The sequence below is a fragment of the Streptomyces sp. MGP-BFMKR1 genome (assembly GCF_057766585.1).
Genome location: NZ_CM173408.1, coordinates 8,245,912 through 8,260,210 on the forward strand (window position 1 = coordinate 8,245,912; position 14,299 = coordinate 8,260,210).

Sequence of the window (14,299 nt, forward strand, 5' to 3'; positions counted from 1 at the left end):
CGTGCGGGGCAAGGAGCGGTCAGGACAGCGCGGCCAGCAGCGTGTTGCCGCGGGCGCTGTGCCGCAGGCGGATCTCCCGGCCGCACCGCTCGTGCACCAGGAGCCCGACCATCTCCAGCAGCGAGCCCGGACCGCATCGGTCCGGGCTCGCTCGCGACAGCGACGATCGACATCCCCCGGCTTGTCGCCGTACAAGGCCGGGCCGCTCGGGCTATCCAGACAGCGCCTTCCCGGCCACGGCCTCAGCGACACCGCTACGTCAGGGGGCACGCTCGAGCGGCGAATCGCTTGAACGCGGCTTTGGTCCCTGACCCGGCGACTCCGTCGATCGCGCCCGTGTAGCCCCAGCTGTCCTTCAGCAAACGCTGCAACGCTTTCACCGTGCCGCTCCCGACAACCCCGTCGATCGCGCCGGTGTAGCCCCAGTTCGCTTTGAGATTGCGCTGGAACGCCTTCCAGCTCTCGGTGCCCAGCTGCCCGTCGAGCTGGCCGTGGTAGCCCCAGTGATCCGTCAGGAAGCACTGGACGTTTCGGGCTTCTGTATTGTTCAGACCGAGGTTGTTCACCGCACGCGGGGCACTGGCCTGCGAGGCCACCACCGACTGCGGAGCCGCCGGTGCGGACACCGCGACGCTCGCGCCCACCAGGCTGCCAACGGCGATGCTCATGGCGGCGGTGGCGCTGATGGCCGCCCTCAGCATGATATTCGACCGCATTCGTCCTCCTTCGGTTTCGAAGTGGCTACCGACCCGAGTGGCACCCAGTCGCGTCGGTAGCCCTCACAGAACTGAGTGCAGCACCTCCTGGATTGTTCAGCACGCACGACAACTGGTGAGAACAAACGCGTTGTTCAAGGCTCAATGAGGCGTTCCGATGCCAGCAGTCCAGGGGCAGGCCCGGCATGCCGCCCGTAACCGGCGGCTCGGACACCTGGCCGGGGTCAGCACGGACGCCGCATACCGGTTGGACTGGTGGAGCGAGAGCACTACGCCTACGAGCGCACTGGTCGACCGAGTTGGCTACCCGCCCGGGCCATCGGGGGCTCAACGTCATCGAGGGTGTGTGGCATGCCGCACGCTCTTCCTCTTGTGCGCTGGTAGACAGCAGCACCCACGGGCATGTCGGCGGGCGGGTTGGACGGTACGGACGCCCCTCCGTAACCGTGTCAGCGGCCCTCGCGCCGTCGAGTACGCCGCCGCGCCCACCAGGAGAGCTGAGGCGCGGTGGCTGCGTTCACGGCCCGGTTGAACGCCGTCAGGGACGCCTCCAGGCGAGCGGTGTTCTGCACCTCGGCTGTCGCCTGGAGCAGTTGCTCGGTGGTGGTGACGACGGTTGGTTCCGCCGAGCGCATGAGTGGGGTGGCCGCGGCGGCTACCCGAGCGAACGGCTCCCTCAAGGCGGCCGCAGTTTGCTTGGCGACCCGGCGTTCCCGGCTCAGCAGCTCTGCCGCCTGGCCGAGCCCCACGAGCACGCTCTGATGGTCCGCGCCTCCGGAGATCCGGGCCCGTGTGGCACCACCGGTGAATGCGAGCACCGTCAACAAGAGTGTCCGGCCGCGTTCGGCTGGGCCTTCCCACAGCGCTCGGTTGGCCGCTGCCGCGCCCTCGACTTCCACGACCGCCGCCACCATCGCGTCGGCGTGGACCCGCAGGACGCCGATCTCTGCTTGTTGGTCCTGGTGGTTGCGGGAGCGGCTGGCCAACCACGACGCGAGGACGGCGATGAACGCCCCCGAGACGAGCGTGCTGGTCAACTCGATCAGCTTGCCCATTTCCACAGGCTGACCGCGTGCCGGCCTCCTCGTCCGAGCCGTTGCGCGCCTGACGCACAACCCGCACCCTCCCGTTGCCGATCGGCCCACCCCTGCGCTGCTGCACCGGTGCCGGGCCTCACCCGCGTATCCGTGGGGGACGGAGTGCACGCGTCGACGTGCCCACGCCGACGGCCCACGAACCGTCACGGGCCCCGAAAGGGAGGGCCGCCCTGGTGCATAAGCTCTCGGCCATGAGCGAGGAGAGCCTGCACGAGATTCTGGGCGACATTGGCAGGGCAGTGTCAGCGTGACGGGTGAAGCAGCGTGATGCGCGATGAAACCTTGCCGCCGCCGGCGAACTCCAGCGCGAGCTGACCTACGGCGGCCTCCATCCCCGCGCGCGGGGAGACAGGAGCTGGAGATCTTGACGCTGCTGCGCGCCGTGGGTCCATCCCCGTGCGGGGAGCGGGACAATTGACCTCGCGCACTTCAGCCGACCACTCACGGCGGCGCGGCCAGCAGCCGCGCCAGCCGCCCGGCCAGCTCGGCAGCAGCCTCGTCCCCGCCTGCCGCCAGGCCTCGCAGGAGCGCGACCGCCGCACGCGCTTCACCCGGCGTCAGCAGCGTCTGCCGCTCGCCCGGCAATTCCAGGGCAGCCCACACCTCGTCATCGTCCACGCCCGGCACGACGACAGCCGGACGGGACTGGAGACGGCAGTTACCGTCTCGGCGGGAGGTCCACTCCCGCGCGCGGGGGGACCAGCCAAGCCCACCCCGGCCCCCGGGTGGCCCGGCATGGGCCCGCGAGTGCAAGTGGGAGCAGCTCCGCGCTCGCTGGGCCATTGCCAGCCGTCGGCGGCTGGGTGGCGTTGCCGAACCGGCCGCCCAGGACCACCTGTACGCGACCGACGAGCCGCTCAAGGCGCAGGCCCCCGCGAAGACGACGAACCAGGACGGGACCGTGCGGATCGAGCCCTTCGCTTCACCGGCGTCGCTACGCTGGGTCAAGAGGTAGAAGCTGGACGTAAGGAGACGAGCTTCGTGAGCGACCTCCTGCCCCCGGACCCGGACGAGGAAGCTCTCGTGCGGCGTCTCCAGGAACAGAACGCCCAACTCGCCGAGCTCGCCCAGGTGCGCGAGCCGGTGCTCGTGCTGGCCGAGCCGGTACGGGTCACGGTCTTCGGGGAGACCTACACCGTGCCCCTTGACGCGACCCGTCTTCCCCGCCCCTGTGCGAAACGCCCAGGGGCGGGCCACTTCTGCGAACGCCGGACGGTGCTGCCTCGTCAGTTCCCGCGGCGTGCCTTACCGAGGACCGACTCGTAGGCGACCTCGCTGTACTCGATCCCCTTGATGTCGATCGCAATGTCCGTGAGCGAGCGCCGGAGCTCTTCCTGGGAGGCGGCGAAGAGCATCTTCTGCTTGATCTTGGCCGTGTCCGGTGACCACGACACGAAGACGAGTTCTTTCTGCTTCCCGGCCTCCGTCTCGTACTCGAAGTCGTAGACGCCCCAGCGGCACTCCGTCTCGGGAAGGTCCGCGATGAAGTCCTCGTACTCCGCCGAACTGGAGACCTTCTCAACCACGATCTCCGTGTTGTCCTCGCTGAGGTTGAAGATGACGTACTTGTGCTTACCGAGCTTCAGGGCCTGGTACTCCTGTCGGCAGACCTCGCTGACCGTGACAGCCGATGTCATGACGCTCTCCATCCACGGGGGTTGCACTGAACGAGCAAACGCTAACGGTTTGTCACATGGCGGTGTGCGGAATCTGGTTGATAGGTCCAGCGCGGGGGAGCAGCCGGGGCCGCAGCGCTTGCAGCGGCCAGACTCGGGTCCATCCCCGCGCGCGGGGGCCAGGCCGCCAGCCCCGTCAGCACTACGGCGGCGGGGACCAGTCGCGCCGCCGGAGCAGGTGCCGGCCTCGGACGGGGCCATCCCCCTCCCGCGGTGTGACAGCTTCGGGGAGGTCCTGGCGCCGTGGGGCCACCCCCGCGCGCGGGGAGCAGAGCGATTGACCTGCGGGTTTATCGGGCGGGATCTCGATTTTTTTGCAACCAACCGGTCTACCCTCAGCCAGCCGAGCCAAGGCGCGGGGCCTGCGCGAAGACAACGAATCAGGACGCGCGGAACGGGGACATCGTTCCACCCGCGTCGCTACGCTGGGCCAATCAGACGGTCCGGTTCCGCGAGCTCGGCGGCCCCGGCACGCACGGCGGCGCCCCCGGGGGCTTGTACGCCACCATGCGCATCGTCGACTGACTGGCCACCAGACTCCATCTCGCCACGACGGCTCGGGCCACCCGGAGACGTCCGATTGCCCTCTATGAGTGGCCCAACTTGCCCTCGTAGACTCATATTTTCGACTTATCCACCTGTTACAGGAGACCGTCGTGCCATCAGGCATCAAGTACTGCTACACCTGCGACACCGACGAACCGCACCGCCCCCTCACCGACCCCGAGAAGGCCTGGCTCAAGAACCGCACGGGCCAGAAGAACGTCGATGGGTACTTCATGTGCGAGGCACCGAAGTGCCGCAACATACGCACCGGCTTCGACAAACACCCCTTCGACCCCGTGATCCGCGTGCCCCTGCCCGACTGACGCCGGCCAGTAGGCGCCGATGCAGGGGCGCGAACACTGACGCCGCGTCCAACTCGCGTCCCGGCTCCCTACTCCTGCTGGAGTGCCGCGACGGTGGCGAGGAAGACCCGGCGTGGTTCCGGGCCCAGGATGCCGAGGCCGTCGGCGGCCTGTTCGGGCGTGAGGGTCGGGGGAGTAGGGGCGTGGCGCCGGATGGCTTCCACGTCGTCAGCCGTGAGGACGCGCGCGTGGGTGAGGACGTCGACGAACGGGACGTCGAGCGCGTCCGCGACCGCCGCCAGGACGCGTGCGTCCGTGGTGGCGTGGGTGCCGCGCAGCCGACGTCCGACGGTGGGAGGCGAGATGCCGGCGTGCTCGGCGAACCGGCTGCGGCCACCACCCCGGGGGCCGAGGTCGAAGCCGCGAACGATCAGACGGTCACGTAGCCACTCGGCGAAGGTCGCGTCCATGACCTAAGCCCACCACGGCAAGCCCCAGGCCATGGCGGTCTCTTAGGTGTGGTGTCCTTTCGCCGCCGGCCCCGCCTCTCCCAGACGCTCGGCGAGCGGGCGACCGGGGGGCCTCCACTCGTGAAGACCCCCCGGTGCAAGCCGGGCTCATTGGGCTGGTGTGGGCTCAGGGGTCAAGAGGCTGCGAGCGAAGCTGCAGCCAACAGGCGGCACGTACGGTGGCCGCTTGGCGCTGTGCGAAAACCGGCCGCCTAGTGAGGTGGCAGGTATTGCTTTGCAGACGTGTCACTTTACGCGCGGGGGCGTGCACATCGTCACCTGTCCGCTGACAGGTTGTGCAGCCCGCAGGTCAGGGGTGAACTGCTGCGTAGGCTCGCTGCCGCACTATCGGCTCGGGGCACCCGCGTGGCTCATCAGATGTCTATCCAGAACGCTTCCATCCAGCGGTTCTCGCCGATGCTTCCGATCCACTGATCGTACGACCACTGGTCCGTGCCCTTCCAACCCACTTCCTGTACGTGGGCCGCGGCCTTCATGCTCTCGTTGTTGCTTCGCAGGCGCAGCGCCTGGACCGGCTGGCCGCCGCTGTGCGCGAACTCATAGCTGGTGCCGGGTGCTATGTAGCGCTCGGGGCCAGTGCCGGTTTCCGCCCAGTGCGCCTGCACGTTGAGGTTCATGGCGCCGACCGTCCCGACGTAGAACTTGATCCTGTCGATCGGTTTGTTCTCGCCCACGGTCCCGGTGTAACCGTTGTTGCCGTCAGTGCAGAGCGTGTCCGACCACCCCTTATTCCGCACGTGTGCCTGATAGCAAATGGCCCGGCCCTCGGCCCGCGAACCGCTACGCTGCACGCCCGCTGCATTCACCTTCCGTAGTTGCTCCGGGGTTAGCTTGGCCACCTTGACCGATTCCCCCGTCACAGGTGCGGGTGTGTCGGCTGCCTGCGACACCGATGCCATTCCGAAGAGCGTGAGCGCGGCAAGCAGCGGAACGGTAAATCTTGAGCGGATTCGCACTGTTTACTCCACATGATTGAAGTAGTGCTCCTGTTGTACGTAATTACACGGTCACAGAGTTCTCTAGGTCCACACCAGAACCAGACATTCCCGAGGTGTCGGACCCGGGACGTCTGAGTAGGGGCTTGGTGCGGGCAGGCCGCCGCGGTCGTCCAGCAGGCCCTCGCCGAAGCGACAGGAGCCAACCCCACACTGGTCGTCTCCCACTTCAACGCCCTGCTCGGTACCGTCGCCCGCTTCACCGCTCCTAGCCGGTCGAACGTGCGCGGCCACCGCGCGCCCCGGACGCCGCCCTCGACGACGATGGCGGCCGTCCACGGAGTCGACCGGGGCAACAGATGCAGCGTCTTGGCGAACCGGCCGTGCTCGACGAACGCCCGTCCCGGCGGCGTAAGACAGCCTGGAAGGGGTCCTCCGGTCTACCGGAAGCGCCAGTCGGTGAAGACCCGTTCGGCGTCGGCTTCGACGACATCGCGTAGGTCATCGTCGTCGTCCGGGGCGCCCAGGCCGAGTGCCGCCAGGACGCGCCGGTAGTACTGGTACGCGAAGTGCGGATCGCCCGCGGCCAGCAAAGACGACAGCAACGGCTCGTCGGCGGCCGTGGACCGGTCGACCTGGGTCAGCACCTGGACGCGCTCCTCGGTGCTGAGGGAGGGAAGCGCGGAGCCGAGCTGGTGCTGCAGTCGCTTCCAGCTCGTCGTGGTCCGCTCCCGCGCCGCCTTCTTCAAGGCCCCGCGGACAGCCGCCGCGACCGACGCGAGGCGGGCCGGCGACTTGGCCGGCTCGGCGATCGCCTCCTGCCGCGGCTGCACCCGCGGTGGCGGCATATACGGGCGCAGGTGGCAACCGTCGTCGCGCCGTGCCCGAGTGCCGGCGGGTGCCTCCCGTTCTCATCGAGGCTGCCTACGGGGCCCTGCGCTCGGTGGCCACACGCACCTCGTGATCGTGTGGCGGTCAGGCGGTTATCTGATCGGCTGGTTGGTCGGCGCGGGGACAGCGGGTGCGAGCCCGGTGGCCGAGGAGAGCGGCGCCCAGGCCCAGCGGGACGGCTACGACGGCGCCCACCAGGCCGTTGCCGGTGCCGGGGCCGCCGCTGGCGGTGGCTAGGTGCAGCACTGCGAGCACCGTACTGACCGTGCCTACCGCGATGGCCGTCAACCCGCCGGTGCGGGCGTTGCCCGTGCTGATCCGACCGCCGGCCCGGGTGAGGGCCAGCCAGCCGAGGATCAGCCCGAGCGCCCCCACCGCGAGGGCCAGGTTGGCGCCGGTCCGCCCGTCGCCGATGACCCCGCCCTCGACGGCCGCGATCAGTGTCGCTGCTGAAGTGTTCATGCCGCTCTGCTCCTTCTGCTCTGTGGGCGCTGCCGAAGTTGGCCGTGCTCGGCGAGCATGCGCGCCGGCCTCGCTGCCGGTCATCCAGCAGGCGCCGACATTTCCCGCTGCCGCCCTCACGCCACCCGGATACCGCAGCGGCGGCAGACGGCGTGCGCGTACCACCCCCGCGGTAGCCAGCCGCTCGTCCGTGCGCCGGACTCGTCCCCAACCGCGTCCGGTTACGGTGCTCCCATGGACAAAGGACGGTTCGCTGTCCCGGCCGGGGCCATCGACTGGGCGATCGCCCTGGGCGTGTCGGCGCTGTTGCTGGGCACCGGGCTGCCCGGGCCGCACCCCTCCGGCGGGCCCGAAGTGCTCGGCTCCGTGCTGCTGGTGGCCGGTGGACTGGCGTTGGCCGCGCGCCGCCGGGCGCCGCTCGTGGTCTTGGCGGTCACCGGGCTGTGCGCGGTGGGCTACCTGGGGGCCGGGTTCGAGGTGCTCGCCGTCTCGTATCTGGTCGCGGTCTACGGTGCGGTGCGCGCCGGGCACCGCACCGTCGCGCTGGCCGGCTCCGTGGGCCTGCTGGCCGCGCTCCACCTCACGGCCTTGGTTCTTCGTGACGGGTCCGCGCGCGAGGTCGTGGCACAGGCCCGCAGCACCCTTGAGCTCGCCTGGCTGATCGCCGCCTTCGCCGCCGGAGAGGCGGTGCGTCAGGCCGAGCGGCGGGCGGACGAGGCCGAGCGCACCCGCGAGGAGAGCGCACGCCGCCGGGCCGACGAGGAGCGGCTGCGCATCGCCCGGGAGCTGCACGACTCGCTCACCCACCAGATCTCGGTCATCAAGGTGCAGTCCGAGGTCGCCGTCCACGTGGCCCGGCGCCACGGTGAGCGGGTGCCGCCGGCCCTGCTCGCGATCCAGGAGGCCGGCCGGGAGGCGAGCCGGGAACTGCGCGCGACCCTCGAGGCGCTGCGCGACGACGACACCACCCCGCCGCACGGACTCGACCACCTCCCCGACCTGGTGCGGCGGTTCCAAGGAGCCGGCCTGCGAACGACGCTGACGATCGAGGGAGAGCCGCACGCCGTGCCGGCCGCGGTCAGCCGTACCGCCTACCGCGTCGTGCAGGAGTCGCTCACCAACGTCGCCCGGCACGCCGCGGCCACCACCGCCTCAGTGATCATCGACTACCGGCCCAACGCACTCGCGCTGCGCGTCGACGACAACGGGAAGGTCACCTCGCTCCCCGCACCGACGCCCGGGCACGGGCTGCTCGGCATGCGCGAACGCGTCACGGCCCTGGGCGGCCGGCTACGCGCCGAGCCGCGCGACGCGGGCGGCTTCACCGTCCAGGCCGAACTCCCCACGAACGCGGCCTCGTGATCCGGGTCCTGCTGGTCGACGACCAGCCGCTCATCCGCAGCGGCTTCCGCGCGCTGCTTGACCTCGAAGACGACATCGAGGTGGTGGCCGAGGCCGCCGACGGCCAGGAGGCGCTCGCCCTCGCCAGGGCGCGACTGCCCGACGTCGCCCTCATCGACAATCCAGATGCCCCGCATGGACGGCATCGAGGCGACCCGGCGCATCGCCGCGGACCCGGCCCTGGCTGATGTGCACGTCGTCATGCTGACCAACTACGGCATGGACGAGTACGTCTTCGACGCGCTGCGCGCCGGCGCCGCCGGGTTCCTGGTCAAGGACATCCTGCCGGAGGACTTCCTGCACGCTGTACGCGTCGCAGCCCGGGGTGATGCCCTGCTCGCGCCCACCATTACGCGTAAGCTCATCGATCGGTACGTCACCCAGCCGCCACCCACCCGCCTCGGCAACGAGCTGGCGCAGCTGACTGGCCGCGAACGCGAGGCGGTTGCCTTGGTCGCGCACGGCCTGTCTAACGACGAGATCGCCGACCGCCTGGTCATCAGCCCGGCGACCGCCAAGACCCACATCAACCGGGCCATGGCCAAGCTGCGCGCCCGCGATCGCGCCCAGCTCGTGGTTCTGGCTTACCAATCCGGCCTGGTGACTCCGCGTAGCACCTGAACCCGTGCCCGCCGGGGGACCGCGCCAGTCCACTACGAGGCCTCGTCGCTGATTTGGGACCGTCCCCGAGTGCGCGGGGACCAGAACAAACGCCTCGGTCAGTCGTACTGTTCCGCGCTCGGGTCGAGTCGGCACACATCGCACTGTCGCACGAGCCCGTCGCGCGGGGAGCAGCACCGTTCGATGACTGGGTCCTGGTGTCCATCCCCGCGCGCGGGAAGCAGCGGGCCCCCGCCCCACTCGCCGAGCACCCACCGGGTCTATGCGCGCGGAAAGCAGCTCACCAAGTTCGGTGGACCTCGCCCCGAGTGGGGTTCCCCCCGGCGGGGTCGACCTGCACAGGGAGATGGCGGCGGAGCGGCGGGAGCCGCCCCGGTTGGAGCGGGAGTCGCACCTGGCGGCCGCGGGCTCGCTGGGCCCCGGCGGGTGCGCGGCCCACGAGCGCGACGGTTCTCCGGCCCGGCGCGGATGACGGGCTGCCGCGGCCCAGCCGGCCCCTGGGCCGGCCGCGCGGGGAGGGGCAGGTGTGGCGGTCGGGTTGTGGCGCCCGACCTCGAACGGGCCCAGGTCAGTTCCACCAACTCACCGCGCAACAGCAGCATGATGAGCATCCCCGGCATGGCCCACCGGCCGTCGTCTCATCGCAAGGACGAATGGGACGACAACACCGTCGGCTTCACCTGACCTCACCTCACGCCACGGGCCCCGGCCATCCTAGGTCGCGGGCTCCGCCTGCATGTAGGTCTGGGGTCAGTGCTCAGCGCAGTTGCAGTGGGAGTCGCCGCACGGGTAGCAGCGGGGCCTGCCCTGGCATCGGCAAGTCCGTCGTGCGTTGCAGTTGACGGGTGTCGTGTGGCGTTTGAGGGTCCTGGTATCGGTCTCGTCGTACTCGCGGTGGCAAGAGGAGCAGTTCGTCATGGCGCCCGAGTGTGCCAGGGACCCATCGGGGATTTCAGCGACCCTCGATCGCACGTAAGTAACCGAATGGTAGCGGTCCGTAAGGTTTTCTGTTGTTCCGATGCACGTTCACAAGATCGCGAACGCTTAGGTGGGCAGAGAGCAACCGCTCTCCGGTGTCATGGGGAGGCGCCGCACACAAGGAGAAAGGGCCCTGAAGGTCCGTGATGAACCAACTCACGGGGTGGATCGCGGTGGCGGTGGCAGCCCGAGTGTTCTGCGCCGACGCGCGGATACTGCTGCGCCGTATCGCCGTGGCCAGTGTCCGGCTCGGGAACGCCGAACTCGGCCAGACGCGCCGCAACGACCAGCGGGGGGCTCGGCAGTGATCTCCGAGAAAGCCCACCCCCGCCCCAGCGGTGCCGTCGTGCCCAAGCTGCCCGTGGTCGTACGACACATCGCAGGCCGCCGCCGAAGCAATCTTCGCGACCTGCCCGGTGTTCAGCCCTCCGTCCTGTGGCCAATCCAGTGGAGTGTTGAGCTGCTGGACAAGGTGTTGGGCCAGCTCACCATCGTCGTCAAGGAATCGCCGAACGATCACAAGTCCCCCCAGATCAGTGCCAGTTCACGTGCAGAGCGGCTCTCTTTGCCGGAGTCTGCCCAACCGGGCAGTGATCCACTGGGCTGCGCGGACAACGTGCGGAAAACGCTCGTGCCCTCGATGCCCGACAACCACCGCGCCCCACGACACCCGTCCGTCCTGGGCATTGTCTAGCTCGGCTGAACCCCCTCGTCGACGAACGGCTTCGCCCCGCGCGTCAGCTGACAGGGGCCAAGGCGTTCGTAGTGCCCGCGCCCCCTACCCGGCGCCGAAGGCTGTGAGGTCGCGAGGCACCGCGTGACCCAGCCGGTCTCCACCGAGATGTTCACGCCGCTGTCCATCAACAAAGCCACCGCGCCGCCCCTCTTACGGGGGAACCCCGCGTCGGCGGCCCCCCGCAGCTACTCCCTGCGGGTGACCTCGTGTCAGTGCCTCTGCCTACCGTCCGAACCGTGGGACCTCCACGCCCTGGCGGCGCCCGATGAAACGGCGGTGATCCCTCTTGTCCCTGGTCGATGGGCTGCGAAGCCCCCACACCCCGCTGCGCCGGTTCCTGGACCGCGATGTCGCAGCGCACCGCTTGGCAGCTGACCGGCTACCTGCTGCTTGATGCCACCGACCGGTACCGGATCGATATCGTCGGCCTCTACCTGACCCGCTCCGGAGTCCTCACCTCCTGGCCCGTCGACGACTTCCTCGCTCTGCTGGGCGCCTGCCGCCGCGACCTCACCGAGCTGCGCCTCGTGTTCGCCGAACTGCTCGCCGGATGCCGCGGCCAAGCCGACGCCCGCTACTTCGGCACGGAGGATGAGGCCAAGCGCATCCGGCAGTTGCTGGAGCGCCTAGCGCCAGTCGCCGGCCCCGGCTGCTGCCCGGTGTGCACCCAGCCACTCTCCGAAGCCACCCGAGGGCCCCGGAAGTTCTGCACCACCTGGTGCCGCGACCGGGACAAAGTCCTACGACGCCGCGGCCTGATGCCCGATGGTCCCCACCCGACGCACCCCAGATCCCGCAAGCAGTTCCTGGACCCTCCAGACGACGCGGAGATTGCGAGCCTCACAGTCCATTCCTCCAGATAGACGCGGTGGCTGTGATCGCGAGAGGCGAAGTGATGGGCCGTGCGGAAGATTTCAGTAGCGCGCGATTCATGCCGTGTGGCCTTTCGTGGCGCATCAGGTTCTGTGTCTGCTGCCCCGGTGCGACCTGGCCCGGCAACCGTCAGCGGTACCGGCACGTCTTTGAGGCATGACTACTGCTGCACCTGAGCCGCCGTCCAGCACGCCACCGGATTGGCTGCACTGCGGCCACGGTGCGACTCCGGCCGATCCGGTCGGCTGCCGCGGTATCCGCGTCGGTGACCATACCGGCTGCCTGGCTCACCTGGCCGACACCGACCGTGACGCCTACCTGAACGGCCTGGCCCCCGGCGCCCACATCGACCACCGCGGCACCCCCATCACCGAATACCTGCTGAACCGGTTACTCACCGCCCTGCACGACCCCACCACCAGTGGGCCCCACATCGGCACCGCCGAGTTCGGTGAGGCGACCTTCACCGGCACCGCCGGGTTCGGCGAGGTGACCTTCGCCGGCACTGCCATGTTCGGCGGGGCGACCTTCACCGGCGACGCCTGGTTCGTCGGCGTGACCTTCGCCGGCGGCGCCCAGTTCGGCGGGGCGACCTTCGCCGGCGGCGCCCAGTTCGACGAGGCGACCTTCACCGACAACGCCGGGTTCGCCAGGGCGACCTTCACCGGCACCGCCTGGTTCGCCGGGGCGACCTTCACCGACAACGCCGGGTTCGCCAGGGCGACCTTCATAAACACCGCCTGGTTCAACGGGGCGACCTTCACCCGTACTGCCATGTTCGCCGGGGCGACCTTCACCGGCACCGCCCAGTTCGGCGGGGTGACTTTCACCGACAACGCCGGGTTCGGCGGGGCGACCTTCGCCGGCGGCGCCCAGTTCGGCGGGGCGACCTTCACCGGCACCGCCACGTTCGCCAGGGTGACCTTCACTGGCGACGCCCACTTCGACAGGGCGACCTTCACCAGCATCACCACGTTCGGCGGGGCGCGGTTCGAGACGGCGTCGCGTTTGGGGCCGCTGGTGTGCGGTGCGAAGGTGGTGCTGGACAGTGTGGTGTTCGATCAGCCGGTGACGGTGGAAATGGCGGCCCGCGAGGTGAGCTGTGCGCGGACGCGGTGGGCCTCGACCGCCACGCTTCACCTGCGTTACGCCGAGGTGGACCTGCGGGACGCGGTTTTAGAGTATCCGGTGGTGGTCGCTGCCCGCCCGGACCCTTTCCCCGCCCTCTACTCCCATGACCCGCTGTCGGAGGCGAGGCTGTCCGGCCGGAAGCCCGGTGTGCGTCTGACATCTGTGGGTGGGGTGGACGCCGCGCACCTCGCGCTGTACACCATCGACCTGAGCGTGTGTCGGTTCGCAGGTGCCGTCCACCTCGATCAGCTCCGCGTGGACGGCTGGTGCATTTTCGCCACCACCCCCACCGACCGGGGCCGGGGCTTTCCCTGGCGGTGGAGCCGGCGGAACACCCTGGCCGAGGAGCACCACTGGCGGGTGCGTACCGCCCGCCGTCCCGCGCTGGGGCAGGGCTGGACCGCCCCGCCCCAGGACGCCCCCGAGCTCCCGCCGGCCGCGGTGGCCGCGCTGTACCGGCAGATACGCAAGTCGCTGGAGGACGGCAAGAACGAGCCGGACGCCGCCGACTTCTACTACGGCGAGTGCGATATGCGCCGCCACGACACCACCCGCCCCCAAGGCGAGCGGGTGCTGCTGACCGCCTACTGGGCCCTGTCCGGGTACGGGCTGCGTGCCACCCGAGCACTGGCGTGGCTGGGGGCGGCGATGGCCGCCACGATCGCAGTGATGGTCCTGTGGGGCCTGCCCGCCGACAATCCGAAGCCGACTACCACCGGCCGCCAGGTAACCGTCGGACAGAAGATCGTCCTCGTCACCGACACCCCCGACCCGGTCAACCCCACCGGCCCGCCGACCGAACGCCTCACCACCGAACGGCTGGAGAAGAGTCTCCGAGTGGTGATCAACTCAGTCATCTTCCGCTCCTCCGGACAAGACCTCACCACCACGGGCACCTACACCGAGATGGCCTCCCGACTGGCCGAACCCGTCCTCCTCGGCCTGGCCGTCCTCGCCATCCGCAGCCGCGTCAAACGCTGACCGCTACCCACACACCCCAGAGGAGACAACCGCTACCCACACACCCCAGATGAGACAAGGAGACAACGCGGCACCCAGCCTGGCACCGCTCCAAGGCGCCGTCGGAAAATTACAGCTTCCAGGTCACAGCCCCGCCCACTCAAATGCTTCCGTACGCCGCCCTGGTGCATCCCGCCGAGGCGGAGAACCGATGGGGTGGTGTAGCGAAGCAACGAGGAGCAGGGCGATGGGGTCGGTGCCGCTGAATACCGAGCGGGCCCGATCGCGGCCGGGCTGCGCGAGGCGATGGATGCCGTCCGGCGCTCCGTGGCAGTGCTCGGCCTGGAGGCCACTGTGGGCGAGCGCGGCGAGTCGGCGGGTGATATCAGCTCCGCGACAGCGTCCGTACGGCTGGAGACGGCGATCAGGGCGCGCTGGGGCAGG

At 69.6% G+C, this 14,299-nt stretch carries 16 protein-coding genes and 1 pseudogene; 9 read left to right on the forward strand and 8 right to left on the reverse strand.

Features of this window, described 5'->3' with window-relative positions; genetic code table 11:
• Window positions 1-254: 254 nt before the first annotated feature.
• From AC3CHW_RS32900 to AC3CHW_RS32910, 3 genes are all read right to left on the reverse strand, one after another.
• Window positions 255-716: a peptidoglycan-binding protein gene (locus AC3CHW_RS32900; RefSeq protein WP_488468909.1), complete on the reverse strand. Its 462-nt coding sequence runs from the start codon at window positions 714-716 to the stop codon at window positions 255-257.
• Between the two features lie 449 nt (window positions 717-1,165).
• Entirely contained in the window at window positions 1,166-1,771 is a 606-nt protein-coding gene (locus tag AC3CHW_RS32905) for a hypothetical protein (RefSeq protein WP_488468910.1), read from the reverse strand.
• Window positions 1,772-2,254: 483 nt separating this feature from the next.
• Entirely contained in the window at window positions 2,255-2,431 is a 177-nt protein-coding gene (locus AC3CHW_RS32910; protein WP_488468911.1) for a hypothetical protein, read from the reverse strand.
• 363 nt (window positions 2,432-2,794) lie between these two features.
• Here AC3CHW_RS32910 and AC3CHW_RS32915 point away from each other — a divergent pair, with 363 nt between their 5' ends.
• A complete protein-coding gene (locus tag AC3CHW_RS32915; RefSeq protein ID WP_488468912.1) occupies window positions 2,795-3,079 on the forward strand; it encodes a hypothetical protein in 285 nt (94 codons plus the stop codon).
• Here the strand turns inward: AC3CHW_RS32915 and AC3CHW_RS32920 are convergent.
• Window positions 3,040-3,450, reverse strand: coding sequence for an actin-binding ADF family protein (locus tag AC3CHW_RS32920; RefSeq protein WP_488468913.1), 411 nt, complete (start codon window positions 3,448-3,450; stop codon window positions 3,040-3,042). The two genes, AC3CHW_RS32915 and AC3CHW_RS32920, sit on opposite strands and share 40 nt — an antisense overlap.
• 695 nt (window positions 3,451-4,145) lie before the next feature.
• Between AC3CHW_RS32920 and AC3CHW_RS32925 the strand changes: the two genes are divergently transcribed.
• Window positions 4,146-4,358: a hypothetical protein gene (locus tag AC3CHW_RS32925; RefSeq protein ID WP_488468914.1), complete on the forward strand. Its 213-nt coding sequence runs from the start codon at window positions 4,146-4,148 to the stop codon at window positions 4,356-4,358.
• Window positions 4,359-4,426: 68 nt separating this feature from the next.
• Here the strand turns inward: AC3CHW_RS32925 and AC3CHW_RS32930 are convergent, their stop codons facing one another.
• The 4 genes from AC3CHW_RS32930 to AC3CHW_RS32945 all read right to left on the reverse strand — a co-directional run bounded on the left by AC3CHW_RS32930 (window position 4,427) and on the right by AC3CHW_RS32945 (window position 7,155).
• Window positions 4,427-4,807 (reverse strand): helix-turn-helix domain-containing protein, encoded by a 381-nt coding sequence (locus AC3CHW_RS32930; RefSeq protein WP_488468915.1) that lies wholly within the window; start codon window positions 4,805-4,807, stop codon window positions 4,427-4,429.
• 413 nt (window positions 4,808-5,220) lie between these two features.
• The gene (locus AC3CHW_RS32935; protein ID WP_488468916.1) at window positions 5,221-5,766 is read right to left on the reverse strand and encodes a hypothetical protein; all 546 of its coding nucleotides are present in this window, start codon (window positions 5,764-5,766) and stop codon (window positions 5,221-5,223) included.
• 476 nt (window positions 5,767-6,242) lie between these two features.
• A complete protein-coding gene (locus tag AC3CHW_RS32940) occupies window positions 6,243-6,635 on the reverse strand; it encodes a hypothetical protein (RefSeq protein WP_488468917.1) in 393 nt (130 codons plus the stop codon).
• A 142-nt stretch (window positions 6,636-6,777) separates the two neighbouring features.
• On the reverse strand, window positions 6,778-7,155 hold the full coding sequence (locus tag AC3CHW_RS32945; protein ID WP_488468918.1) for a DUF6223 family protein: 378 nt from the start codon (window positions 7,153-7,155) through the stop codon (window positions 6,778-6,780).
• Window positions 7,156-7,389: 234 nt separating this feature from the next.
• Between AC3CHW_RS32945 and AC3CHW_RS32950 the strand changes: the two genes are divergently transcribed.
• The 7 genes and pseudogenes from AC3CHW_RS32950 (at window position 7,390) to AC3CHW_RS32980 (ending at window position 13,876) form a co-directional block, all read left to right on the forward strand.
• Window positions 7,390-8,517, forward strand: a complete 1,128-nt coding sequence (locus tag AC3CHW_RS32950; RefSeq protein WP_488468919.1) for a sensor histidine kinase — start codon at window positions 7,390-7,392, stop codon at window positions 8,515-8,517.
• Window positions 8,514-9,177, forward strand: a pseudogene (locus AC3CHW_RS32955) (response regulator). Before AC3CHW_RS32950 ends, AC3CHW_RS32955 begins: the two are co-directional and overlap by 4 nt.
• A 540-nt stretch (window positions 9,178-9,717) precedes the next feature.
• Window positions 9,718-9,861 carry a hypothetical protein gene (locus tag AC3CHW_RS32960; RefSeq protein ID WP_488468920.1) on the forward strand — a complete coding sequence of 48 codons (144 nt, stop codon included), beginning with the start codon at window positions 9,718-9,720 and terminating at the stop codon, window positions 9,859-9,861.
• A gap of 440 nt (window positions 9,862-10,301) precedes the next feature.
• Window positions 10,302-10,463, forward strand: a complete 162-nt coding sequence (locus tag AC3CHW_RS32965) for a hypothetical protein (protein ID WP_488468921.1) — start codon at window positions 10,302-10,304, stop codon at window positions 10,461-10,463.
• Between the two features lie 38 nt (window positions 10,464-10,501).
• Window positions 10,502-10,849, forward strand: coding sequence for a hypothetical protein (locus AC3CHW_RS32970; RefSeq protein WP_488468922.1), 348 nt, complete (start codon window positions 10,502-10,504; stop codon window positions 10,847-10,849).
• A 389-nt stretch (window positions 10,850-11,238) separates the two neighbouring features.
• Window positions 11,239-11,754: a hypothetical protein gene (locus AC3CHW_RS32975; RefSeq protein ID WP_488468923.1), complete on the forward strand. Its 516-nt coding sequence runs from the start codon at window positions 11,239-11,241 to the stop codon at window positions 11,752-11,754.
• Window positions 11,755-11,920: 166 nt separating this feature from the next.
• On the forward strand, window positions 11,921-13,876 hold the full coding sequence (locus AC3CHW_RS32980) for a pentapeptide repeat-containing protein (RefSeq protein ID WP_488468924.1): 1,956 nt from the start codon (window positions 11,921-11,923) through the stop codon (window positions 13,874-13,876).
• The last annotated feature ends 423 nt before the right edge of the window (window positions 13,877-14,299 follow it).